20 protein-coding genes are annotated in these 23928 nt (G+C 74.1%); 16 read left to right on the top strand and 4 right to left on the bottom strand.

What is annotated here, in order from left to right:
- Both ACFW1A_RS04890 and ACFW1A_RS04895 read left to right on the top strand, forming a co-directional pair.
- Positions 1-381 (top strand): oleate hydratase (locus tag ACFW1A_RS04890; protein WP_380404235.1); only part of this gene is annotated, 381 nt, incomplete at its 5' end.
- 198 nt (positions 382-579) lie between these two features.
- Positions 580-963, top strand: coding sequence for an STAS/SEC14 domain-containing protein (locus ACFW1A_RS04895; RefSeq protein WP_380404238.1), 384 nt, complete (start codon positions 580-582; stop codon positions 961-963).
- A gap of 299 nt (positions 964-1262) precedes the next feature.
- On the opposite strand, the gene ACFW1A_RS04900 is transcribed toward ACFW1A_RS04895, so the two are convergent.
- Complete coding sequence (locus ACFW1A_RS04900) at positions 1263-1772, bottom strand: hypothetical protein (protein ID WP_380404240.1); 510 nt, start codon at positions 1770-1772, stop codon at positions 1263-1265.
- A gap of 230 nt (positions 1773-2002) precedes the next feature.
- On the opposite strand from ACFW1A_RS04900, the gene ACFW1A_RS04905 reads away from it, so the two are divergent.
- Both ACFW1A_RS04905 and ACFW1A_RS04910 read left to right on the top strand, forming a co-directional pair.
- Positions 2003-3127 (top strand): hypothetical protein, encoded by a 1125-nt coding sequence (locus ACFW1A_RS04905; RefSeq protein WP_380404243.1) that lies wholly within the window; start codon positions 2003-2005, stop codon positions 3125-3127.
- 131 nt (positions 3128-3258) lie between these two features.
- Positions 3259-3987 (top strand): class I SAM-dependent methyltransferase, encoded by a 729-nt coding sequence (locus tag ACFW1A_RS04910; protein ID WP_380404246.1) that lies wholly within the window; start codon positions 3259-3261, stop codon positions 3985-3987.
- Positions 3988-4160: 173 nt separating this feature from the next.
- Here ACFW1A_RS04910 and ACFW1A_RS04915 read toward each other — a convergent pair whose 3' ends face one another.
- Complete coding sequence (locus ACFW1A_RS04915; RefSeq protein ID WP_380404249.1) at positions 4161-4781, bottom strand: hypothetical protein; 621 nt, start codon at positions 4779-4781, stop codon at positions 4161-4163.
- Positions 4782-5144: 363 nt separating this feature from the next.
- On the opposite strand from ACFW1A_RS04915, the gene ACFW1A_RS04920 reads away from it, so the two are divergent.
- Together ACFW1A_RS04920 and ACFW1A_RS04925 are read left to right on the top strand one after the other, a co-directional pair.
- Positions 5145-6155, top strand: coding sequence for a LuxR C-terminal-related transcriptional regulator (locus ACFW1A_RS04920; protein WP_380404252.1), 1011 nt, complete (start codon positions 5145-5147; stop codon positions 6153-6155).
- The gene (locus ACFW1A_RS04925) at positions 6152-6325 is read left to right on the top strand and encodes a hypothetical protein (RefSeq protein WP_380404254.1); all 174 of its coding nucleotides are present in this window, start codon (positions 6152-6154) and stop codon (positions 6323-6325) included. The genes ACFW1A_RS04920 and ACFW1A_RS04925 overlap by 4 nt, the downstream gene beginning before the upstream one ends.
- 183 nt (positions 6326-6508) lie before the next feature.
- Here the strand turns inward: ACFW1A_RS04925 and ACFW1A_RS04930 are convergent, their stop codons facing one another.
- A complete protein-coding gene (locus tag ACFW1A_RS04930) occupies positions 6509-7984 on the bottom strand; it encodes an RICIN domain-containing protein (RefSeq protein WP_380404257.1) in 1476 nt (491 codons plus the stop codon).
- A 364-nt stretch (positions 7985-8348) separates the two neighbouring features.
- On the opposite strand from ACFW1A_RS04930, the gene ACFW1A_RS04935 reads away from it, so the two are divergent.
- Genes ACFW1A_RS04935 through ACFW1A_RS04960 form a run of 6 tightly spaced genes read left to right on the top strand, consistent with a single transcriptional unit; the run spans position 8349 to position 15232 of the window.
- Complete coding sequence (locus ACFW1A_RS04935) at positions 8349-10601, top strand: hypothetical protein (protein WP_380404260.1); 2253 nt, start codon at positions 8349-8351, stop codon at positions 10599-10601.
- Positions 10601-11758: a hypothetical protein gene (locus ACFW1A_RS04940; RefSeq protein WP_380404263.1), complete on the top strand. Its 1158-nt coding sequence runs from the start codon at positions 10601-10603 to the stop codon at positions 11756-11758. The genes ACFW1A_RS04935 and ACFW1A_RS04940 overlap by 1 nt, the downstream gene beginning before the upstream one ends.
- A 19-nt stretch (positions 11759-11777) precedes the next feature.
- Complete coding sequence (locus tag ACFW1A_RS04945; RefSeq protein WP_380404266.1) at positions 11778-12608, top strand: hypothetical protein; 831 nt, start codon at positions 11778-11780, stop codon at positions 12606-12608.
- A gap of 59 nt (positions 12609-12667) precedes the next feature.
- Entirely contained in the window at positions 12668-13216 is a 549-nt protein-coding gene (locus ACFW1A_RS04950) for a hypothetical protein (protein ID WP_380404268.1), read from the top strand.
- 35 nt (positions 13217-13251) lie between these two features.
- Positions 13252-13623 carry a CATRA system-associated protein gene (locus ACFW1A_RS04955; protein WP_380404271.1) on the top strand — a complete coding sequence of 124 codons (372 nt, stop codon included), beginning with the start codon at positions 13252-13254 and terminating at the stop codon, positions 13621-13623.
- Positions 13613-15232, top strand: a complete 1620-nt coding sequence (locus ACFW1A_RS04960; RefSeq protein WP_380404274.1) for a CATRA conflict system CASPASE/TPR repeat-associated protein — start codon at positions 13613-13615, stop codon at positions 15230-15232. The genes ACFW1A_RS04955 and ACFW1A_RS04960 overlap by 11 nt, the downstream gene beginning before the upstream one ends.
- Here the strand turns inward: ACFW1A_RS04960 and ACFW1A_RS04965 are convergent.
- Complete coding sequence (locus tag ACFW1A_RS04965; RefSeq protein ID WP_380404277.1) at positions 15196-16455, bottom strand: macro domain-containing protein; 1260 nt, start codon at positions 16453-16455, stop codon at positions 15196-15198. The genes ACFW1A_RS04960 and ACFW1A_RS04965 overlap by 37 nt on opposite strands.
- Before the next feature lie 218 nt (positions 16456-16673).
- On the opposite strand from ACFW1A_RS04965, the gene ACFW1A_RS04970 reads away from it, so the two are divergent.
- The 4 genes from ACFW1A_RS04970 to rph all read left to right on the top strand — a co-directional run bounded on the left by ACFW1A_RS04970 (position 16674) and on the right by rph (position 23923).
- Positions 16674-17432 (top strand): hypothetical protein, encoded by a 759-nt coding sequence (locus ACFW1A_RS04970; protein ID WP_380404280.1) that lies wholly within the window; start codon positions 16674-16676, stop codon positions 17430-17432.
- A gap of 100 nt (positions 17433-17532) precedes the next feature.
- Complete coding sequence (locus ACFW1A_RS04975; protein ID WP_380404283.1) at positions 17533-18537, top strand: M48 family metallopeptidase; 1005 nt, start codon at positions 17533-17535, stop codon at positions 18535-18537.
- A 4-nt stretch (positions 18538-18541) separates the two neighbouring features.
- Entirely contained in the window at positions 18542-21076 is a 2535-nt protein-coding gene (locus ACFW1A_RS04980; RefSeq protein ID WP_380404286.1) for a CHAT domain-containing protein, read from the top strand.
- Between the two features lie 225 nt (positions 21077-21301).
- Positions 21302-23923 carry a rifamycin-inactivating phosphotransferase gene (gene rph, locus ACFW1A_RS04985; RefSeq protein WP_380404289.1) on the top strand — a complete coding sequence of 874 codons (2622 nt, stop codon included), beginning with the start codon at positions 21302-21304 and terminating at the stop codon, positions 23921-23923.
- Positions 23924-23928: the final 5 nt, after the last annotated feature.

Consider the following 23928-nt stretch of genomic DNA (forward strand, 5'->3'; position numbering starts at 1 on the left):
ATGATGCCCTACGTCACCTCGTTCTTCCTGCCCCGCCGGGCCGGTGACCGCCCGGCCGTGGTGCCCGACGGTGCGGTGAACTTCGCCTTCATCGGCCAGTTCGCCGAGACCGGGCGGGACTGCATCTTCACCACCGAGTACTCGGTCCGCACCGGTATGGAGGCCGCCTACCAGCTGCTGGGAGTCGACCGCGGCGTGCCGGAGGTCTTCAACTCCACGTACGACATCCGCACGCTGCTGGCCGCCGCCGGCTGCCTGCGGGACGGGGCCGAGCTCGACCTGCCGGGACCGGCGTTCGTCCGCAACCGGCTGCTGCACCGTCTGGAGGCCACCGAGGTCGGGGAACTGCTGGAGGAGTTCGGGCTCCTCAAGGACGGCTGAGCCGACCGGCCTCGGCGGTCGCGGGACGACACCGTCCCGCCGCGGCGCCGCAGGGGTGACGAGCACCACCGGGGCCGGCGCCGGTGGTGCTCGTGCCCGCAGCCGGTGCCTTCGGCGGCAGCCCCGCGGTCCTGAAGCAGTACGCCCGGCTGCGCGTCTCCGCCCCGGCTCGTAGCGTGAACACCGACCCGTTGGTCCATGACGAGACGTGAGGTGCGTACGGTGGTGGAGGAGCTGACCGGCCTGCCGGTCGGGGTGATCGGATTCGAGCTCGGCGGGAAGCTGTCCGCCGACGACTACCGCGACGTGCTGATCCCCGCGATCACCGGTGCCGCCGAGGCGGGCGGGATCCGCTGCGTCCTCGTGGTCCGCGAGTTCCACGGCATGTCCGGCGGGGCGGTGTGGGAGGACCTCAAGCTCGGCGCCGAGCACCTGCGGGCCTGGAAGCGCGTGGCGCTGGTCACGGACCTCGACTGGATGACCCACCTCACCACGGCCTTCGGCTGGATGATCCCGGGGCAGACCAGAACCTTCCCGCTGGCCCGACAGGACGAGGCCGTGACCTGGGCGGCCGGCGACTGACCCGGACCCGGGGGGTGAGACTGGTGGGCCCGCATCGTGAGCTGTCCTGTATTCGGGACCGGACTGCGGTGTCTCCCGGAGGCATCACCGGTCCAGTGGACGGGGCGGCGTCATCGCGAAGCACCTCGGCCCGGTCCGCACCCGCGCCGAGGTGAGCGGCCACCGTGGCATCGATCCGACGGCGCCACCCAGCCCTCAGGTTCGGACAAGTGGGCACACGAGTGGCACGAGTGGTTCGACGTCCGCCGAACCGGCCCTGAGGGCATGGCACTGCGAGCCCACGGGGCCGGGGACGTGCTTCAGGCGGGAGCGTCCGTGGGTTCGGACGAACCCGGAGGCTGTTGTGCCAGGCGGTGGGCCTCGGACCTGACGTCGGCGTCGAGCTGGGCGAGCGTTCTGCTGCTGTATCCGAGAGTGTCGTACTCGTCGTCGAGTTCGGCGAGCCGTTCAGCCGGCGGAAGCCGGTGGCCGAAACGCTGATGGGCCTGGAAGGCCAGTTCCCTCGGCGTCAGTTCGCCCGACACCAGGAGCTTGGCGAGAGCTCGCACGGCAGCCTCCTCGCCGGCCTGGCTGCCGGGCGCGTAGGAGGTGAGGCCGAGTTCTTCGAGGGCCACTGGGAGGAGCTCGGGAACGTCGTAGTCGGCTTCGCTTCGAGTGCGTGATGCCAGCGCCACAAGCGCGGGGCTGTCGAGTCCGGCAACGAGGGCATCGCACGCGGCGGTGACGACCTCGTGCGCGGGGGCCGCGCCGACGCTCCAGAGCGCGGCGCGGTCCTGCAGGGCATCAGCTGCTGCTTCGGTCGGGGTCACACCGCCATGATCGCTCGTTGCGGCGGTCCGGTCGAACAGGTTTCACGGTTGGGACTGCTCGGCCGACATCGGCGAGCCGGTCGGCCGACGGAGCAGACAGCGTGCCACCGTGGCGACGGGAGCGGCGGTGGTCACGGCGTTCGCCGGGCACCCAACGGGCTTGCCGTACGGCGGGGCCGCCTGGCAGCATCACGTCCCATGACGAAGAGAATCGAGTCCCCCTCCCGCTGGTGAGCGCGATCACCGAGCCGACCGGGATCGGCCTGCGGGCGACGCTCCATCAGCACGCACTGCGCCTGCACCGGGCGACCCCAGACGGCCCGCTCCCCGGGGACGGCGCCCCGTACCCCGACGCGAACGACCCCCGCCGCGCCTCGCACCAGCGCCGCACCCGGGACCACGCCGGCGACTACGCACGCCGCGGTCAGGACGTTGCGGCGCTGCTCGAAGCGCGGCTGGCCAGACCGCTGAGTCCCGCTGGGCTGCGGCTGATGGCGAGTGCGCTCGCCGGTCTGGACGTGCCGATCCACCGTGACCGGTTCCTCGCCGCGCTGGCCGCCCGCCACGATCCGGACCGGATCCGCACCGTGGGCCGCCATCTGGTGCGCCACGGCACCAGCCGGTCCGTGGCGACAGCGGGACTGGCCCTGCTCGCCGAGACGGCCACCGCAGCGGACATCCCGCTGATCCGGACCATCGGCCTGCTCTCGCACCACTTCGGCCCGCTGGCCGCCCATGCCCTGGAGCAACTGCCGGACGGCACACCGGCCCTGCTGTGGCTCGCCGACCGGGTCAGCGGCTGGGGCCGCGTCTACGTCGTCGAAGCGCTCTGCCGGCTGGCCGACCCGCGCGCCCGCCCCTGGCTGCTGCGACGCGCGGCGGACGGCGACGTCCTGAACGGCTACTTCGCGGCGAAGGTCGCCCGAGTCGCGGCCGTCCACGAGGCGATCGCCGATCCCGCAGCCGACAGCGCGGTGGTCGATCACACCGGCGTGCTGCTGCGCATCATGGCCGGGTGCGGGGGAATGGGCGGCACGCTCGCGCACCACCCACAGGCCTGCGACCTGCTCACCGCCTACGCCGAGCAGGTCGCGCGGCTCGAACCCACGCTGGATCGATACATCTCCGTCCGGCTGCTGGCCGAGGACCTCACCAACGGCATGTCCGCCACGCTCGACTGGCCACCGGACCACCTCGACCGCACCCGGCAGCTGTACGCCGACCTCCTGAACCGACCCGGCTGGGTCGAGCGCGTGTACGAGCTCCTCGACGACCCGGACCGGACAGTGCGCCGGCGCGCCCGGTGGGCAGCGGGCCGGTTCGGAATCCCGCTCCCGGAGACCTCGGGGAGCTGACACCCCGTCGGTCTCTCCGTGCCGCCACGGCGCGGAGAGGCCGACCGCTCGACGACCGGACGCAGGTGGTGGCCCCTGCCCCGCTTTCGTCACGCCGGTACCGCGGACCGGATCCGGGTACGCTCACCGGCATGTCCACCCCTGCGCTGTCCTTCGGTGCCGCTGCCCGCCTGTACGACTCGATCCGGCCCGGCTACCCCGAGCGGGCGGTCGTGTGGGCCGTCGGCGTCGAGCCGGTGCGCGTCCTGGACCTGGGGGCGGGTACCGGGCTGCTGACCGGTGCCCTGCGCGCCGTCGGCCACGAGGTGATCGCGGTCGAGCCCGACGAGCAGATGCGCGCCGTGGCCGCCGAACGCCACCCCGGCACGCAGGTGCTGGCCGGCAGCGCCGAGGAGATCCCGTTGCCGGACGGGTCCGTCGACGCCGTCGTGGTCGGGCAGGCGTACCACTGGTTCAGTCCGCAGGACGCGCTGCCGGAGATCCACCGGGTGCTGCGCAAGGACGGCGTCTTCGCGGCGATGTGGAACATTCGCGACGATCGGACCCCGTGGGTGGCCGCGCTGTCCGGCATCGTCGGCAAGGAGGGGTACGGCCTGGACAGCGCCTGGCCGTACGGCCCGCTGACGCCGTGGTTCACCGAACCCGAACTCGGCCTGACCGAGCACACCGTGACCGTCCCGACGGACCGGCTGACCGACCTGGTGCGGTCCCGCTCCCGCTACCTGACCGCCGACGCCGCCGAGCGGGCCCGCCTGGACCGGGAGACCGGCGAACTGGCCGCCACCGACCCGGCCCTGGCCGGCCGCGCCGGCGTCGAGATGCCCTACCGGACCTGCGTCTACCGGATGCGGCGGGTCTGACTCCCGGCCGCAGGCCGCGGCCCCGTTCGACTTGGTGGTACACCCTGCTGACGGGGCCTCGGCCGCCCGGGGACCCGTCAGCCGCCGGCCGAGCCCGGCCGGGAGCGGGAGCTGCTCAGCCGGCCCGGGGCCGACCGCCCGGCCCCGGGCCCGGCCGCGCCGATCCGCAGGTGTCAGTAGCCGACCCAGTAGGCCTCGGTGCCGGGGCAGGTGTGGTAGAGGGAGTTCTGCGCGGCGGACCAGACCGGTCGGCCGCCCGACCACACCACGAGGTTGCCGTCGGCCTGGACGATGAAGACGGTGTCCGAGCCGTTCCAGGTGTTGCTGCTGAACTCGACGTTCTCGAGGCCGCTGCGGTAGCTGTAGCCCGCCAGGTTCCCGTCGCTCCACAGCACGACCTTGCTGCCCGAGCTGCTGTTCCAGTAGCCCTGGTTGGTCGCCCAGACCGGCTGCCAGGCGCTGATCCACTTCCCGGTCGCGGCGGACGTACCGGCGTGCTTGCAGTAGAGGACGATGTTCCCGTCGGTCTGGGTCCGGAGTTCCTCGTCCTCGGTTTCGAGCGCGTAGTTGCCGGTGCCGCCCTCGATGTACTGGCCGGGGCGCAGGGAGGACTGGTGGGAGCAGCCGTCGTGGCTGCCGGAGACGATGACGTAGCAGCCGGGATCGGCCGTGGCGGAGGCGCTCGTCGCACCGGAGATGCTCAGTCCCGCCAGCAGGGCGGCCGAGGCGGCCGCAGCCGCCAGGCGCTTGACGGCTCGCGGCCGGGCGGCGGGGAACTTCTGAGTGGTCTTCACGGACAACTGCCTTCCGCTCGATGGAGGTGGTTGCTCGCTGTCGACTGCGAGCGAGGGAAACCGTGGCAGCGGGCAGGTGGAGCCGTCTCCGGACGCCGGGCGATTTGCACAGATGCGCAAGGCCCTGCCGACGGGCTTCGACTGCACATATGTGCAACGGGCACGGCCTGCACTGGACGAGAGCGGGCCGGAGCGGGCAGCATCCACCTGCTGTCGGGCCCGAGGATGCCACCGCGGTACCCGGGGCGTGATCTGCATCATCGGGGGAGTGGGTGTTTCGTGCCTGTCGCAAGCGGCGCCGTGCTGGGCGTGAGTTCCGTCGGTTCACCCGGGTCGGCTGCTGCGATGCTGACCCGCCTGGGCGTGTCGGCGCCGGCCGATCTGGTCCACCGGACCCTGACCGCGCTGGGGCCGTCCACGCAGGCCGAGTTGGCCGCCACGCTGAAGATGGCGCGGCGCCGGGTCCAGGAGGCTCTGGACGAACTGCGGGCCGTCGGTGGTTGCGAGCCCGAGGGGGCGCGCCAGCCCCGGTGGCGGGCCGCAGCGGCGCACACCTTGGCGGACGCGCTTCGCCGGCGACGCCTGGAGACGGCGGCGGCCGCGAACACGCTGCGGCAGCGGATGACCAGCCCGGGCGGCCTCGCGATCAAGGAAGCAGACCTGTCGACGGCGTTCGGCACGACCATCCGCCCACTGTTCGGCAGCGAGCAGGTCCGTGCCCGACTCGGCGACCTGGTCGCCGCCGAACACTGCGAACACCTCGCCATGAACCCCGAACCGGCCTTCGACAACCGGACCCTGCAAGCCGCTGCCCCGCTGGACCGCAAACTCGTCAGCCGAGGCATCCAACTGTTCTCCCTGGGCGTGCCGCGCGCAGCCGACGACCGCTCCGGCGCGCACACGCAGGAGCTGATCGCCGGCGGGATGCACTACCGCGAACTGCCGGCCCTGCCGACCAAATTGATCATCATCGACCGCACCACCGCGATCGTGCCGATCGACCCCGGCACTCCGGGCAAAGGCGCCTGGGAGATCACCACCCCGGCCGTACTGCACCGGTTGACCGAGCTCTACCTCCAGTACTGGCACCAAGGCATCACACCGGAAAGACGATGGACCCCTCCGATGAGCCTGACACCCCGTGAACGCGCGGTCCTGTCCCTGTTGGCCGACGGTCATACCGACGACAGCGCAGCCGCCCAGCTGGGCCTGAGCCGCCGAACCATCGCCTACACGATCGCGGACCTGATGGAGCGCTACAACGCCCGCAACCGGTTCCAGCTGGGCCTGTTCCTGTCCGACCTGGACACCCCGGCCACCGACAACGACCCCGCACCCGCCGACCACGAACCCGAGGACACCGAACACTCATGAAGAACGGCCTTCGCTGCGCAGCTGTACTCCTGGTCGCCGCCGGACTGCTGACCACCGTCCACGCGCAGTCCAGCCCCGTCCCGGCGCAGGGCACACCCACCGTCGTCGCCGATGCAACGTCCGACCCGTCCACCAATCACAAGCACGGCTGTCTGACCTGCTGGGAGTAGGCCCGTGGTCCGGGCGGGCTTCGCGGCCGGGGGCGTCGGCCGGCCCGGGTGAACCGTCGGTGGGCCCGCGGGCCCACCGACGGTGTGCTGCGGGCGCTGCGCCCGGGTCCTCAGCGCCCCGGCTGCGAGCGGATCAGGTTCGATTCCGCTCGGCCGGAGCGAAGGGTTCCTGCTGATGAGCAGTCAGGACAGCTGCCAGGTCTGGTTCTTGCCGCCGTTGCTGCTCCACAGGGCGAGCTGGGTGCCCTGGGAGGTGGAGTTGTTCGGGACGTCGACGACCAGACCGGCGGCCAGGTTGACGAGGGTGAAGCCGGCGTTGGCCGGGTCGGTGTAGCTGCCGACGGCGTCGGCGAGCCACTGCTGGGTGGGGGCGCCGGGGGTGCAGGTCGACTGGACGAGCGGGGTGCCGGCGGCGGTGGCGTGGCCGGTGGTGTCCAGGCACTTGCCGCTCAGCGCGTTGACCACGGTGTAGGTGTTGCCGGAGACCTGCTGGAGGGTCCAGCGCTGGTTGGTGCCGCCGTTGGCGGGCCACTGGATGACGGGGCTGGCGTCGGCGGTGGAGGCGCCGCTGTCGTCCATCAGCAGGGAGCTGTTGGCGCTGGTCAGGACCCGGCTGCCGGTGGGCGGCAGGGAGGAGTTGGCCGTCCAGGTGCCGGCGGCGGTGTCCAGGGACCAGGAGTTGAACCAGCCGACGTTGGCGGTGGTGCCGGAGAGGGTGAGCGGGAGCCAGACCAGCGGGGAGTTGCCGAGGTCGCCGGTGTTCCAGCGGTCGGCGGCGAAGACGTAGCTGGTGCCGGCGGTTCCGGTGACCGGGATGACGTTCGCGGTCTGGGAGTTGTAGGTCTGGGTGCCGGCGGGGGCGAAGGTGGTGAACGCGGACCAGGGGCCGGCGAGGGAGGTGGCGGTGGCGTACACGTTGTCGTTGGTGCCCCAGCCGCTGAGGTGCGAGCCGAACAGGTAGTACCGGCCGTTGGCCTTGACCAGGGCCGGCGCCTCGTAGTCGCCGAGCAGGGCGACGGAGGAGGTGACGGAGAGGTAGTCGGCGGACAGCCGGTCGATGCGCAGGCCGTTGGCGCGGTCCTCGCTGAGCAGGTAGGCGGAGCCGTCGCTGTCCTGGTAGAGGCCGAGGTCGCGGCTCTGGAAGCCGAGCGGCTGGAAGCTGCCGCGGTAGGTGTAGGGCCCGCACGGAGTGCTGCTGGTGGCGACGCCGACCTTGGCCTCGGCGTACGAGGGGCTGTCGATGTGCAGGTACATCACGTAGGTGCCGGTGGTGGCGTTGTAGAGGACCTTGGGGCGCTCGACGATGCGGTGGGGGCCGAGGTCTCCGGTGCTCTGCAGGCCCAGCGCCTGGCTCTGGTAGGTCCAGTGCTGCAGGTCGGTGCTGCTGTAGCAGGGGATGTCCTTGAAGCTGGTGTCGCTGGCGGTCTCGCCGGTGTGGTCCTCGCCGAAGCCGTACCAGGTGCTGCCGGCCTTGACGATGCCGAGGCCGTGCAACTGGAGCTGGTTGCCGTTCTGGTCGGTCCACGCCGCGGCCGGCGTGAACGTGCTGGGCGTGGCGGCACGGGCGGTGACCGTCGGGGCGGCGCCGAGCGCGAGGGCGGTGAGGGCGGCAGCGGTGAGTCGCAGGGCTCTGCCGAGACGGATGGGCAGGGTGGGCATGGGGTCGCCTCGTGGGGGAGCGGGTGGGTGGGGGGAGGTCACCACCGGCCGGTCCCTGGTCGATGGTGAGCTACTGGCCCCGCAGCATGGCACCAGATCAAACAGTTATCAATAGAAAGCAACACAAGAGAACGTGCCCCGTGGGCCCCGGCGCCGTCCGCGGGATTCCGGGGCGCCCGGCGGACGCTGCCGGGCAGCGGGTCTGACGATCCGTCAACCATGCCCGGGGCGGACCGTGTCGGCGGTCCCCGCATGCGAACGTGCATGAGCCCGATCCCGCGGCAGCCGTTCCCCCGGGCCCCGCGCCGTTGCGATAGTGCGGTGTGTCGGGAGGTCCGGGAGCGGCGGGTCGGGAGGACGGGACATGGTGGACGTCGGGCAGCGGTTGGAGGAGGTCCTGCGGCAGCGCCGGCTGCTGTTGCCCCGGGTCGACGGTGAGGTCGAGCGGTGGCAGGCGGTGCAGGGGGCCGTTGCGGGGCTGCGGCGGGCCGTCAGGGACGCCGCGCCGGAGCTGGAGGCGGCGGGCCTGGGGGAGTTGGACGTCGAGGAGCCGGCCCGGCTGGCCGACGACGCGCTCGGCGAACTGCGGACCGTCCGGGCCCGGTTGGCCCGCCGGACGGTGAACGTGGGGGTGAGCGGCCAGGCCCGCAACGGCAAGAGCACGGCACTGCAGTCCATGTCGGACCTGGGCGACGACCAGATCCCGACCGGCGCGGGCGGCCCGGTCACGGCGGTGCGCAGCCGGATCTTCCACAGCACGACCCGGCGCGAGGCCCAGCTGACTCTGCACACCGAGGCCTCGTTCTGCGAGTCGGTGCTGGCCCCGTACGCCGCGGCGCTGGGGATCGGGCCGAGGCTGGCCGACCTGGACGACCTGGCCGGGTTCGACTTCCCCGGCCAGCAGGCGGAGTTGGCCGGGCGGCCGGACGCGGCGCTGCTCGGGCCGATGCTGGTGCGGCTGTCGGAGATGCGCGACGGTCTGCCCAGCTTCCGTGCACTGCTGACCGGCCGCACCCAGCGGGTCGAGCTGGCCCAGCTGCGGGACTGGGTCGCCTATCCGGCGGAGAACACGGTGGACGCCGACCGGCGCTACCTGGCGGTGCGCGACGCCGAGATCCACTGCCCGTTCCCGCTCGACGAGTTGACCAGTCTCGGCCTGTACGACCTGCCGGGGCTGGGCGAGATCCTCCCCAGCGCCGAGGAGCACCACCTGGCCGGCCTGCAGAACGACGTGGACTTCGTGCTGGTGGTGAAGCGCCCGACCGCCGGCAACCAGCTCTGGCGCACCGAGGACGCCAAGGCGCTGGAACTGATCGGACAGGCCCGCGGCGCGGCGGCCCTGCGCGACTTCGCGACCGTGCTGGTGAACGACGGCGGCACCCGGCCCGAGCAGCTCGCCGCCCTGCGGGCCGACCTGCTCAAGCGGGTGAACTACGGCACGCCGGACTCGGTGCTGCGGGTCCGCGAGGCGGACGCCGCGGACCGGGAGGCGATGCGCGGCGTGCTGGCCGACACCCTGGCGCACCTGTCGGAGGCGCTGCCCCGGATGGACGCCGCCGTGATCGCCCGCGGCGCCGAGGCCTGTCGGGTCAACGCCGCCGCGCTGGTCCGGGTGGTGGAGGACGCGCTCGCCGTGCTGCGCTCGGTCATCACGCCCACGCCCACCGAGGTGCTGGTCGAGCGCGCCGCCGGGCTGCGCCGGGGACTGGTCGCCTCGCTCGGCGCCTGGGTGGCCGAGCTGGCCGACCGTGCCTCGGCGGCCGCCGAGGACGCCGAGTTCCGCGGGCGCGCGGAGGCGATCCACCAGGAGATCAGCAGCTGGGCCGAGGACGGTTTCGGCGAAGGCGTCGAGGCGTGGACCGCCCGGGCGCTGGCGGAGATGAACGTCGAGGCGGGCGCCGCGGTGTTCGCCGAACGCACCCTGAACGCGCTCCGGGTGGACATCGCGCACCGGTACGGCGCCATGGACGAGATCATGACGGCCCGTCAGGAGGATTTCTGGCAGGGCCTGGTCGACGCGCTGGGCAAGGAGCTCGACGGCCTGCTGGACCGCTCGGACGGCCCCGCCGCCACCCTGCGCACCCTGACCGGCCAACTGCGCGACGCCGAGGCGGCCTGCCCCACGCTGGTCCGCTCGCTGGACTTCACACTCGACGTGCACCTGGACTACCGCACCCGGGCGCTGCCGCAGGTCCGGTCCGCCCTGTCGGCGCTGCAGCCGGAACCCGCCGCCGGCACGCCGGGCGCGCTCGGCCAGTTGCTGCCGGTGGAGCGGACCCCGAAGGGGGTGCGCGAACTGCACCGCAGGCTCGCCGAGCTGGCCGTGGGCGCGAGTTACGACGCCGGCCGGTCGGTGGTCGGTGAGGGGCGCACCATCGCCCAGGCCCTGTTCGCGTACGGCGAGCAGTTCGAGGACGCGTTCATCCGCTCCGAGGACGCGGAGAAGGAGTTCCGCCGGCTGGCCGAGTCGTTCCGCGACCAGCTCTGGCCGCGCGAGGGCTCCGGACCGGGCGCGGCCACCCTGCGGATCCAGCGGGTGCGCGGCGCGCTGGGCGCGCTGGGCCGCGCGCTCGGCGCACTGAACGGAGACCCGGAGCACGTGAAGGAGGCGCACTGATGGCGGGCGAGGAGCACGAGGAGTTCCGGATGGCCCTGCTCGGGCCGTCCGGAGTGGGCAAGACCACCATGCTGACCGCGATGTTCAGCGAGACCGACGAGGCCCTGTCCGGCAAGTCCGCCCGGGTGGTCACCGAGACCGCGACCGAGGCGCGGATCCGGAAGCACAAGGTGGCGCTGCGCGAGGCCGAGCAGACGGGCGTGTTCTCCAGCGGCGGCATCGCCGGTACCGACATCCCGGAGTTCCTCGGCTTCGCCCTGCGCTCGGCCGGCCTGAGCCGGGTCGAGATCCCGTTCCGGATCCTGGACTACCCGGGCGGTTGGCTCGACCCCGGCTACCGGCAGCGCAAGGGGGTCAGCGAGGAAAACTGGCGCAGGGTCGAGGACCACCTGGTGAGCAGCATCCTGATGGTGGTGCCGATCGACGCCGCACTGCTGATGGAGGCCGGCGACACGCGGCGGGCGCTCGCTTCCTACTGGCTGGACGTGGTCGGCGTCGAGGAGACCGTCCGGATCTGGGCCAAGACCCGGAACCTGCCGGAGAACCGGGCGGAGCCCGCCGTGCTGGTGCTCGCACCCGTGAAGTGCGAGACCTACTTGCGCCCGGGCCGCCCCGCGGGCAGCGACGCGCGGGCGCTGCGCGACCGGGTCCGGCAGATGTACGCGCAGGTGCTGGAGCTGGTGGCCAAGGAGGCCGAGGACCGCGACATCCGGGTGGTTTACGTCCCCGTCCAGACCTACGTGAACATCACACTGATCGACGGGCGGTGGACGCACTCCGCGGAGGTGAACCGCGAGGCCTTCGCCGCGCGCTACCGGTTCACCACCTCACCGCCCCGCAGCGAGGTGCGGGGCGCGGTCGACGTGATGCGCGAGCTGTGCGCCTGCGTCTTCGAGGGCCGCCGCCGGCTCGCCGAGCTGGAGGAGCAGGAGCGGCTGGACCAGCAGTCCGGTCTGCAGGCCCGGCGGTACTCCCGCAAGGGCTTCTTCGGAACCCTTGCGTACCACTTCTCCGGTGACGCCCGGCGGGACGACCAGGCCATCGGCGCCAGCGGACGGGCGGTCCAACGCGCCCGTCAGGAACGCGAGCAGCTGGAATCGGACATCCGGATGCTGGCGACCCTCCCGGTCGGCCCGCACGTCGAGGAATGGCGGTGATGTCATGAGGCTCCACATCATGACCAGGGGAACCCCGAAGCGACTGGACTACGCCTTCCTCGGTGCGCGGCCCGCGAGCCAGTGGTGGGAGGGCCCGCAGAACCAGCTGCCGCTGCTGGTCTTCACGGACGAGGCGGGAGTCTGCGTCTCCGGGACCGGTGACGACTGGTCGGCGACCCTGTTCGAGGTGCCCTCGGCACGTCGGGACGTCGACGGCCGGGCCATCCGGTACACCCTGGTCGTCGAGGCCGGACCCGGCGAGGCACCGTTGGCGGCGGGTCTGGTCCGGCTCGCCCTGGACACGGGGGCCCGGGTCGGGCTGGGGGCCGCGCTGGACCGCAGCTGCACGGCCGAGTTGGTGGACGGGGTGCTCGGGGAGAGCACCCCGCCGCAGGCCCTGCCGCTCGACGAACTGACCGAGCTGGTGCGCAAGACCGCCGAACAGCTCGCCGGCGACCCGGTCGAGCCGCAGGTCCCGCTGCCGTGGGCGGCCCCGGCGGGCGATCCGGCGGCGGTGGCGGAGCTGGCGGCGCGGGCCCGCCGGTTGGCCGAGGGCGGCGAGGGCCGCTGCTTCCTGGCCCAGGGCATCCGTTCCCGGGACGAGGCCGACCGGCTGACCGACCGGTTCGGCCCGGAGGTGGCGGTGCTGCTCGCCGAGGCGGACTTCACCGGGACCCACCGGCTGCGCTCGGCCGGCCCGCGGGAGTCGGCCCCGGCCGGCGCCGAGGAGGGCCACACACCGGGTCGGGTGGGCACGCTGCTCCGGGCGGTGCGGCAGCATCCCGTGACATCGGCCGGGTGCGGCCTGATCGTGGTGCTGCTGCTGATCTGGCTCGTCCGGCGTCCCTGAACTCACTGGGCCGGCGGACCGAGCTCACCGTCGACGGGGTCGGCTGGACCGGGCGGGTCATGGTGGACGCGCCGGTGATTGCGGCGATGGTCCGGCGCACCGACGGGGAGGGCGAGCCGGTGCTGCTGACCGCGCTCTGCGACTTCCGCCCGTCGGGCCGTCAGCTCGCCCTGGAGGTGCGGGAGGCCCGGCTGGGCGACCGGTCGTTCAGCTGGTCGGCGGCGGAGTACGGGGACGCCGTCCGCGCTGTCCACCGGTCGGCCGACGAGGAGTACGGCCGGGTCCTCGCTCGGGTCCGCCGGGTTGTCCGGTGGACCGACGAGGACGCCGCGGCCCGCGCCGACTACGTCCTGCTCATGCTGCGGAACGGCCAGTTCGAGGAGGCGGCGGCGTGCGCGGAGGGCCTGCGGGACCGCAGGTGGGCGGGCGGGCTCGGCCTGTTCGGCCTGTCCCTGTCGCTGGGCCCGTTCGGCGGCGCCAGCCAGACGGTCCACCGGGCCCAGCAGGACGTCGCCCAGGCGCTGCACCGACTGGCCGGGCGGGTCGAGAACGGTCGGCCGTTCACCGCGCTGGCCGACCGGTTGAGCGCCAGGAACCAGTTCGGATAGTCGGGGCCGGCCCCGACCCCACCCCGGGAGGCACCGTGCCCGACACCCCGTCCGCCGACGCCACGGCCGTGGCCCGACGGGCCGTCACCCTGCTGACGGACCTGCAGCAGTGGTCGATGCCGCCGGCGCGCTGGGCGCGGGCCGAGGCCGCACTGGCGGCCGTCGGCCTCGCCACCGACCCGTACGACGAGCCCGCGCTGGACCGGGCGCTGGCCCGGCTGGAGGCCGCCGGGCAGCAGCGCCGCTCGACCCGGGTCGGCGAGACCCCGACCGGGGCGCAACCGCCGATCCCGGCGCCCGAGGCGGTGCGGGTCCGGGCGACCGTGCTACTGGCGGCACTGAGCCTCGCGCCGAAGGGGCCGAGGGGGCCGAGGGGGCCGAAGGGGAGGCTTGCCGGTGGGCACTGAACGGACGGAGCTGCGCGACCCGGAGCTGGTGGTCCACCTCTGGGTCAGGAGCGACGGACCCGGCGCCGACCGGGCCTGGGCGGAGCTGCGCCGGATCTGGTCGGCGGCCCGGTTCGGCCTCCACCTGACCGAACCGGCCCACGAGCCCGGTGGGGCGGAGCTCCCGATGCTGCCGCCGCGCTCGCCGGCGAGCCGGGCCGGGCCGGTGCTGTGCGCGCTCCAGGACGACGCCGGGGACGCGCAGGTGCTGCTGCGCCGCCACCTCGACCTGCTGGTGCTCTCGGTCATCGTCTCCGCCCGCCCCGGCGACCAGCACCCCTGGCGGGAGCCGGAGCGCCGGGTGGACACCGTGCTCGGCCCGGGCGAGGGTCCGTTCCTGGGGCAGGCCCGGCTCTTCCTGGCGGTGGCCGAGCGGGTGACCGCGGCCACCCGCGCCGCCGCCTGCGCGGAGCTGGGCCGGGGCACGCCCCGCCCGCCCGCGGCGGAGCGCTGGATCGCACCCGTGCCCGGCCTCACCGTCCGGGAGTTCGACACCTTGGACGACGGGCGGCCGGTGCGCCGGTTCGCGGTGCTCGCGGAGGCCGGCCGCGAGGAGGCGATGAGCGCCTGGCTCTGGTCCGACGGCAGCGCGGCGCTGCCGCCGCTCGCGGTCTACCTGGCGCACGCCGCCCGGATCCGGCACCAGTGGCGGGTGCGGCACGGGGACGCCGGGCTGGCCGTCGCCCTGGACCGGATCGACACCGCGATCGTCGAGCTGGGCGGCGGCGCCGGCGGCGCGGACGAGCCGGCCGACGCCCTGGTCCGGCTGGGGGACGCGGAGGCGGCGGCCGGGGTGGTGCGCGCGTCGGCGGCGGCCATGGCCCGCACCGTCGAACTGGAACTGCGGAACCTGGCGGCGGCCGACCTGACCGGCGCCGTGCACCGGCCGGGCGGGGGCGACCCGTTCGCCGACGACCGGCGGGTCGCGGAGGACCTGCTGGAGCATCTCGCCGACGACCGGTTCTTCGCCGGTGCCGCGGCCCGCCGGGCCGGCAGCGCCCGCCGGGCCGGGCGGGCGATCGCGCCGGAGCGCTGCGTCTTCGTGGTGCACGGGCGCGACCTCGCGGTCCGCGACGAGATGTTCGCCTACCTGCGCGAGCTCGGCCTCGAACCGCTGGAGTGGGAAACCCTGGTGACGGCCACGCGGCAGACCTCCCCGTACGTCGGCGAGGTGCTCACCCAGGGGCTCGCCCGGGCCCGGGCCGTGGTGGTGCTGCTGACGCCCGAGGACGTGGTGACCCTGCACCCGGACCTGCGCGGGCCGCGCGACAGCGGCCGGCCCGAGATCCAGGCCCGGCCGAACGTGCTGATCGAACTCGGCATGGCCCTGGCCGTGTTCCCGACCAGGACGCTGATCCTGCACGTCGGCCGGGTGCACCGGCCGGTCAACGACATCCTCGGCCGCAACTACGTCCAGCTGGAGGACACCGAGCGCTGCCGGGCGAAGATCGTCGCCCGGCTGCGCGGTGCCGGCTGCCCGGTCACCGAGCCGCCGCCGCGAGGCCGGCGGTGGTTCGCCGGCCTCGCCGCGCTTCACCGCCGGCCGGAGCCGTCCGCCCCCGACGACTGACCGCCCAGGCCGACCCGCAGCGCCGGCAGGTCGAGCCGGCCGATCGTGGACGGCCGCACCACCAGGCGCAGTTCGCGGGTGACCACGCCGCGCAGCGACCGCTGGGCGAACGACCGGCCGACCAACTGGGCCAGCCGCTGCGGATCGGCGTCGTCGATCCGGGCCAGGCCCGCGCCGACCATCGCCATCGCCACCGGCTTGCGCTGCCCCTGCAGGAACACCTGGTCCCACAGCCGGTCCAGGCTCGCCGACAGCCGCTCCAGGGAGGAGCGGCAGATCAGGTCGTTGCCCATGCTGCTGTAGGCGACCGCGAAGACCCGCCGCTCGGGCAGGTCCAGCACCGCGACGGTGCCCAGCGGGTACCGCCGCAGCTTGCCGCGCGGCTTGTCGCGCCGGCTCTCCACCGCGGTCGGCGCGGTGCGGGCCAGCGCCGCCTTCAACGCCCGGTCCAGCCGGGGCTGGTCGCCGTCGAAGCAGCGGGTCAGCAACTGGCCCTGGATGCTGCGCCGGTCGATGATCCGGTCGTCCTTCACACTGGTGTCGAAGGTGTCGTTGAACCCGACCACCAGGTGCGCGTCCTGCTGCTCGAACAGGTCGCCGGCCACCACCGAGAAGGTCACCCCCGGCCGCACGCCCACCGCCTCCAGCACCGCCGGCGGCGGCTCCGGACCGGTGGCCAGCCCGCGCAGCCGCGAATCGTCCGGGTCCTCGGCGAGCAACTCGTAGGCCAGGGCGGCCGCGTCGGCCGTCCGGCCGACCTCGGCCAGCAGCCCGGCCAGGCTGTGCCGGGCGCCGTGCCGGAGCATCTGCAGCGTCTGGGCCCGGCCGGCGGCGAACCCGAAGGCCGGCGGCGGCCCGTGCCAGAGCGCCAGCGCCCGGCCCAGTTTGGCGATCGCGCCGTGCGCCGTCTCGACCGCGGCCGACCGGATCAACCCCTCGAACAGGAACAGGTCGATCCGGCGCCGGTCCACGGTCAGCCGGTAGCCGGTCCCGGCGCCGTCCAGGGTCTCGATCGAGTCGGGCCCGAGCAGCGCCCGCAGCGCGGTGATCCGCTGGTGCACCTTGGTGCGGTCCGGCGGACCGGCGCGGTACGACGGCTGCTGCCGCCAGACGTCGGTGTACAGGACGTTCAGGGGGACCGCCTCGCCCTGCGCCAGCGCGAGCCGCAGCAGCACCCCGGCGCTGAGCCGGGTGAGCGGGCGGCGGCGTCCGTCGACCGCCACCGAGGCGCCCCCAAGAAACTGTATGACAGGTTCGTCCACAACTTCCTTCCGTGGTCTCCACCATCCCCGGGGTCACCAGGATCGGGCTTTCTGAAGCGAAACTGAAGTCCCCGCGCCGTCGCCGCTGAAGAAGATCCTCCGTTCTGCTGGAGTCCATGGACGAGACCAAGACTCCTGGTACGGGCTGGAGTTGCTCGACGGACCCGAAAACCAGACAGATGCTCGAAGCCGGACTCGAACTGATCTACCGCGACCTCGACGAGGCGACCCGCAGTCGCGAGGGCATCCTCAAGTTCCGCTGGCCGTCGCGGGACCGGGTGATGCGCCGGTACCGGATCCGCACCGCCGACGCGACCGCGACCAGGGGCCTGTTCGCGACCCGTTGGCCGACCATGGACCGCTACTACGCCGACCTGTTCCGGCTCGCCTTCGAGCCCGGCGGCTACGCGGGCCACGCGGACCTGGCCGGCGGCCTCGCGCCGGCCGTGCTCGGTGCGGGCGACCCGCAGGACGCCGCCACCGACGTCGCGCTGGAGAACATGCGGCTCTACCTGGACTCCCCGCTGTTCCGGATGAAGCTGCTGGCCACCGCGATGGATCCGGCCGGACCGCTGTTCGGCCCCGTGCTGGTCGAGTTCTACGAAGCGGCCACCGCATGGTGGAGCGCGGCCTACACCGAGATCACGGACGCGGCCGGCCTGCGGCTGAAGGCCGACGTGACGCCGCGGATGTTCGCCTCCTGGATGATCGCGCTGGTCGAAGGGCTGACCCACCGGTTCCTGTCCACGCCGGGCGACTTCGACGGCGAACTGCGCGCGGCGGCCGCCACGCTGGCCCGCTCGGGCGCCGCCCTGCTGCTCGGCGCCACCGCGCCGCGCGGCGAACTCCGCTCGGTGGAGCAGGACTTCAGCCTCCTGATGCCCGGCTCCGCGGGTCGGTCCCGACCGGATGCGGATGTGCATCTGGTCAGCCCTTGAGCACCACCGCCCGCCGGGGCCACGCTCGGCCCTGCCGACCCCGACCCCCGGCCCCGGCCATCCAGGCCCACCCACACCCCTCGCACCGTCGGGAGACACCATGGACCACGCCGCATCCGCCGAAGCCCGCCCCGGGAAGCTGCCGTCCGGCCTGCTGACCTTCCCCGGCATCTCCTCGTTCGCCTACGAGCACCCGTCGGCGAAGACCGCGCTGATCGCGCTGCAGAAGATCAAGGGCTTCGACCTGCTGCTGCGCAAGATGCACGCGGCCATCGGAGAGCCGCGGATCCGGATGGAGCACCTGTCCTCGGCGGTCCGGATCACCCCGCGGCAGTTCGGCCGACTGCACCGGATCAAGGCCGAGGCGGTCGAGATTCTCGACCTGGCCGACGAACCCGAGCTCTATGTCCGGTCGATGGGCGTGGCCAACGCGATGACCGTGGGCATGGACCGGCCCTTCGTCGTGGTCAGCTCGGAACTGGTCAGCGTCATGAACGAGGCCGAACTGCGGTTCGTCATCGGCCACGAGCTCGGGCACGCCCTCTCCGGCCACGCGCTCTACCAGACCATGGCCCGGGTCCTCGCCACCGTCGGCTTCAGCAGCTTCCCGGTGGCCGGGCTCGCCGTCGAGGCGGTCGAACAGGCCCTGCTGGACTGGGGCCGCAAGTCGGAACTCTCCAGCGACCGGGCCGGATTGCTCACCGTCCAGGACCTGGACACCGCGCTGCGCGCGCTGCTGAAGCTGGCGGCGGGCCCGCACGTCGACGAGATGGACACCACCGAGTTCCTGGCCCAGAGCGCCGAGTACGAACTCGACGGCGGGCTCAAGCAGAAGCTCATCAAGTTCCTGCTGCCCTCCGGCACCCACCCGATCCTGGTCAAGCGGGCCGCCGAACTCGACCGCTGGGTCCGGCGGGAGGGGTCGTACGCCGACATCCTGCGCGGTGCGTACCCGCTGCGCGCCGACGACCGGCAGCAGACCGTCCGGGACGCGATGCGCGACAGCCGCCAGGAGCGCGCCGAGGTCAAGGAGGTCAAGCGCCTGGACCGGCTGTCCCGACTGCCCGGCCAGCTCGGGCCGTTCGGCCGCGGCAAGGGGGAGTGACGCGTTGACCGCGGACGCTGCGACCGGGCCGCAGCAGGCGGACCCGGACCTGGACCGGCGCTACGCCGCGGCGCTCACGGCCGCCGGCTGGCCGCCGCGGGCGGTGCGGGCCGTGCTGCTGCTCAACGCGGACGGCCTGGACACCAGGGCCCGCGCGGAGGTCGAGCAGGCCGTCGCGGTGCTGGAGGAGTTCCTCGCCGGGTACGCCGCCACCCTCGATGCGACCGAGGTGGACCACCTCGACCACCACCTGGCGCAGGGCCACCGCGTCTTGTTCGACCGCACCGACGACCTGGCGCACCTCGACCGGGCCGTGGCCCACCTGGAGCGCCGGGTCCGGTACGCGCCCTGGCTGGACCCGCTGGTCGACCTCGCCTTCCTGCTCGCCTGCCGGTACGACCGGGCCCACCACGCGCCCGACCTGGACCGCGCGGTGGAGCTGGCCCGGCAGGCCGTCGCGCACCCCGACCGCGACCCGGACGAGACCCTGGCCGAGATCGCCCTGGCCCAGGCGCTCGGCCTGCGCGCCCACCGGCCCGGCCCGCAGGCCACGGCGGACCGCGCGGAGGCGCTGCTCCTGCTGAACTCGGCGTACGCCCGTGCCGAGGGCCGGCCGGAGCTGCGCGCAATCGCCGGCCAGCACCTGGTGGTCAACCTGACCTACGTGCTGGCCCAGGGCGGCTTCGCGGACACCGACCTCCTCGGCCGGGCGGTGCGGATCAGCAGCGAACTGGTCGCGGGCCTCGAACCGCGGACCCCCGGGCACGCGGGCGCCCTCGGCGGGATGGCCATGCTGACCCTGGCCCGCGACCTGCACGGCGACCCGGACGCGGTGCGGGCTGCCCGGGACCTCGCCGAGCAGGCCGTGGCCCAGGCACCGCCCGGTTCCTGGGCCGAGCTGCAGGTCCTGCTGAGCAGCACGGTGGTCGGCGAGTACCTGATCGGCCTGCAGGCGGCGGAGCCCGCGGACGTCGCCGCCGCGCAGCGCGTCCTGGACCGCCTGGTGGCGCTGGCCCCGACCCCGGCCCACCGCGCCTTCGCGCACACGGCCCGCGCCCAGCACCGCTGGCTGCTGGCGGACTTCGCCGGGGGCATCGCCGACTGGGAGCAGCGCCTGGCGGCCCTGGCGACGCTCGCGGGCCCGCAGCTCTCCGTGGGCATGCAGGCGCAGGGCCTGCACACCCACGAGGTCCTCGACGGGCTGCCCGCCACCGTGCTGCTCGCGGCCGCCGAGCAGGCCGGCACGCCCCCGGAGCTGGCCCGGCAGTACCGGCGGGAGGCGCTGCGGCTGCTCGACCGGGGCCGCGGCCTGCTGCTCGGCCGCGCGCTCGCCCTGGAGGCCGACCTGGCCAGGCTGCGCGACCAGGACGAGGAGCTCGCCGACGGCTTCGAGCGGGTGTCCGCCGAGCTGGACCGGCGGACCGCTCCCGAGGCCGCGCTGCGCGCCGACCCCCGCGCGCTGCGCGAACTCGCCGGTCGGCGCGAGGCCCTGGCCGCCCGGATCCGGGCCAGGCCCGGCTTCGCCACCTTCCTGGCGCCGCCCGCCTTCGCGGACCTGGTCCCCGCTGCCGCGCACGGCCCGGTGGTGCTGGTCGGCGCGTTCGTGCTGCGCGGGGACGCCCTGATCCTGCGTCCGGACGGCGAGGTGGACGCCGTCCCGCTGCCCGGGCTGACCCCGGAGGCGGTGGACGCCGCCGCCGACGCCCTGGCGGACCAGCTGGACGGCGACGGCGACCTGGGCCCGGTGCTGGCGTGGTGCTGGGACACCGTCATGGCGCCCGTGATGGCACGGCTGGCCCTCGACGGACCGGTGCCCCGGCTCCGGCTGGTGCCGACCGGCCGGCTCGCCCTGCTGCCGCTGCACGCCGCCGAGCCGGAAGGCGCCCGCGGGATGCGGGACACCGTGGTCTCCTACGCCCCGACCGTGCGCCACCTGGCCCGGGCCGCGGCCCGGCCGCCGGTGGCGTGGGACCGGCGGCGCACGGTCGGACTGGCCGTCAGCCACCGGCCCCCCGACGCCCCGCTGCCCGCCGCCGGCCGCGAGGTCGCGGTGGCCGCCGCCCGCCCGCTGGTGGGCGCCGAGGCGACGGCGCAGAACCTGCTGCGGGCGCTGGAGCTGACCCCGGACGGCCACCTCCACCTGTGCTGCCACGCCGAGTACGACCGGCACGGCGTCGAGAACACCCGGCTGCGGCTCGCCGACGGCGACCTGACGGTCGGTGCGCTCAACCGGCTGCCCGGGCAGCGCGGCTATGCGGCCTTCCTGTCCGGCTGCGAGACCGCCGCCACCGGCGCCTGGCTCGGCAGCGAACCGCTGAGCCTGTCCGCGGTGTTCCACGCGCTGGGCTTCGCGCACGTCGTGGGGGCGCTCTGGTCGATCCCGGACCCGGCGGCCGAATGGTTCGCCCGCGCCTACTACGACCGGCTCGCCGCCTGCGGCGGGGACGTGGCGCGCGCCCTGCACCTGGCGGTCGGCGACGCGCGCGCACGCTACGAGGAGCCGGCGGTCTGGGCGGCCTTCACGCACACCGGGCCGTGAGGGCAGCGGAACGCCCTCCTCCCGCCACTACCAAGCTACAGCGCCACCGGGGGCTTGCCACAAGCCCCCGGTGGCGGCGCAGAATCGTCGGCCGACCCCCACCACCTGCCCGAACGGGAGCCGCGGCTGCCGTGTGTCGGCGGCGTACCGGGGACTCGGCCGCGGTCGAATCGGTGGTGCGGGCGGCACGGCAGTGGCACAGAAGGGGCGAGCGGGGACGTGGACATGCGGGACAACGGGTGCGGTGGACCGGCGACGACCGGGCAGGACGTGGTGGACCTGGGCGACGTCGACGAGACGCAGGGCGCGCTCGTCGGCGGCAAGGGCGCGCAGCTGGGCGGGCTGGCGCGGATCGACGGCGTCCGGGTGCCGGGCGGCTTCTGCGTGACGACCGGGGCCTTCCGGCGGGTCGTCGCGGCGACACCGGGGATCGACGAGCAACTCGACCGCCTCGCGCGGGTGGACCCGGACGACCGGGAGGCGATCCGCACGCTCAGCGCGCGGCTGCGCGCGACCGTCGAAGGGGTGGCGGTCCCGGACGACCTCGCGGCCGCCGTCACGGACGCGCTCGCCCGGTACGGCGAGCACGCCGGCTACGCCGTCCGGTCCAGTGCGACGGCGGAGGACCTGCCGACGGCCTCCTTCGCCGGCCAGCAGGACACGTTCCTGAACGTGCTGGGGCGGGCGGCCGTCCTCGACCACGTCCGCCGGTGCTGGGCCTCGCTCTACACCGAACGGGCCGTGACGTACCGTCAGCGCCACGGCATCGACCACCGCACGGTGCGGATGGGCGTGGTCGTGCAGCTGATGGTCCGTCCGGACGCGGCCGGCGTGCTGTTCACGGCCGACCCCGTGACGGGCAACCGCAGGGTCGCCACCGTGGACGCCGGCTACGGGCTCGGCGAGGCCCTGGTCTCCGGGCTGGTGAACCCCGACGTCTACACGGTGCGCGACGGCGAGGTCGTCGCCAGGGCCGTCGCCGCCAAGCAGCGCGCGGTCGAGGCGCAGCCGGAGGGCGGGACCCGGGAGGTGGCGGTCGCCGCAGAGCGGCAGGAGCGGCCGGTGCTGACGGACGAGCAGGTGCTGCGCCTGGTCCGGCTCGGGCGGCGGATCGAGGCGCACTTCGGCCGCCCGCAGGACATCGAGTGGTGCCTGGACGGTGACGGGTTCCGGATCGTGCAGAGCCGGCCGATCACCACGCTGTTCCCGGTGCCCGCGCGCGAGGACCGGGAGAACCACGTCTACGTCTCCGTCGGCCACGGGCAGATGATGACCGACCCGATGAAGCCGCTGGGGCTCTCGGTCTGGCAGCTGACGGCCATGGTGCCGATGCACGAGGCCGGCGGGCGGCTGTTCGTCGACGTCACGGCGCGGCTGGCCGCGCCCGCGGGCCGGGCCGCCCTGCTGGACCTGATGGGGCGCGGCGATCCGCTGGTCCGGGACGCACTGGAGACCGTCCTCGCGCGCGACGGCTTCGTCCCGTCGACCCCTGACACAGGGCCGGCGCCCGCCGCTGCCGCCAACCCGACCGAGGCGGACCCGGCGATCGTCGGCGAGCTGATCGAGCGCAGCCGGGCCTCTCTCGCCGTCCTCGCACGCGAGATCCGGACGAGGACCGGCCCGGCGCTCTTCGACTTCCTGCTGACGGCCTTCGAGGAGCACAAGCGCCTGCTCGCCGACCCGCTCAACCTGCGGGCGATCATGGCGGCGATGGAGGCCACCTGGTGGCTCAACGACCGGCTGGGGGAGTGGCTGGGCGAGAAGAACCCGGCCGACACCCTCACCCTGTCCGCCCCCGGCAACATCACCTCGGAGATGGGCCTGGCCCTGCTCGACGTCGCGGACGTGATCCGCCCGCACCCGGAGGTGGTGGCCTTCCTGCGCGGCCGCACCGACGAGGACTTCCTGGACGAGCTGCCGAAGCTCCCGGGCGGCACCGGGGCACGCGACGCGATCGAGGCCTACCTCGACCGCTACGGCGTGCGGTGCGTCGGCGAGATCGACCTCACCCGGCCCCGCTGGCGCGAGCGCCCCGGCACGCTGCTGCCGATGCTGCTGGACCACGTCAGGAACGTCGAACCGGGCGCCGCCGCCCAGCGCTTCGAGCAGGGGCGGCAACGGGCGCGGCAGAAGGAGGAGGACGTGCTGCGCCGCCTGCGCGCCCTGCCCGACGGAGCGGCGAAGGCCGCCGCGACCAAGCGGATGGTCGACCAGGTCCGCGCCTTCATCGGCTACCGGGAGTACCCGAAGTACGGCATCGTCAGCCGCTCCTACCTCTACAAGCAGGCGCTGCTGGCCGAGGCGGACGGCCTGGTGCGGGCCGGCGTGCTGCGCGAGCGGGAGGACGCCTTCTTCCTCACCTTCCAGGAGTTCCACCAGGCCGTGGGCACGCAGCGGGTGGACCACGGGCTGGTCCGGCAGCGCGCGGAGGACTTCCGGGCGCAGCACGCGCTCACCCCGCCGCGGGTGCTCACCTCGGACGGCGAGGCGCTCAACGGCGCCTACCGGCACCGCGAGGCCGTGCCGGCCGACGCCCTGCTCGGCCTGCCGGTCTCCGCCGGGACCGTCGAGGGACGGGCCCGCGTCGTCCTCGACCTGGCCCGGGCGGACCTGGCAGCCGGCGACATCCTGGTCACCACCTTCACCGACCCCAGCTGGTCGCCGCTGTTCGTCGGCATCGCGGGCCTGGTGACCGAGGTGGGCGGCCTGATGACGCACGGCGCCGTGATCGCCCGGGAGTACGGCCTGCCGGCCGTCGTCGCGGTGCCGGACGCCACCCGGCTGATCCGCGACGGTCAGCGGATCCGCCTGCACGGGACGGACGGGTACGTCGAGCTGCTGTCCTGACCGGC

The organism is Kitasatospora sp. NPDC058965 (genome assembly GCF_042741245.1).
Taxonomy (GTDB): Bacteria; Actinomycetota; Actinomycetes; order Streptomycetales; family Streptomycetaceae; genus Kitasatospora.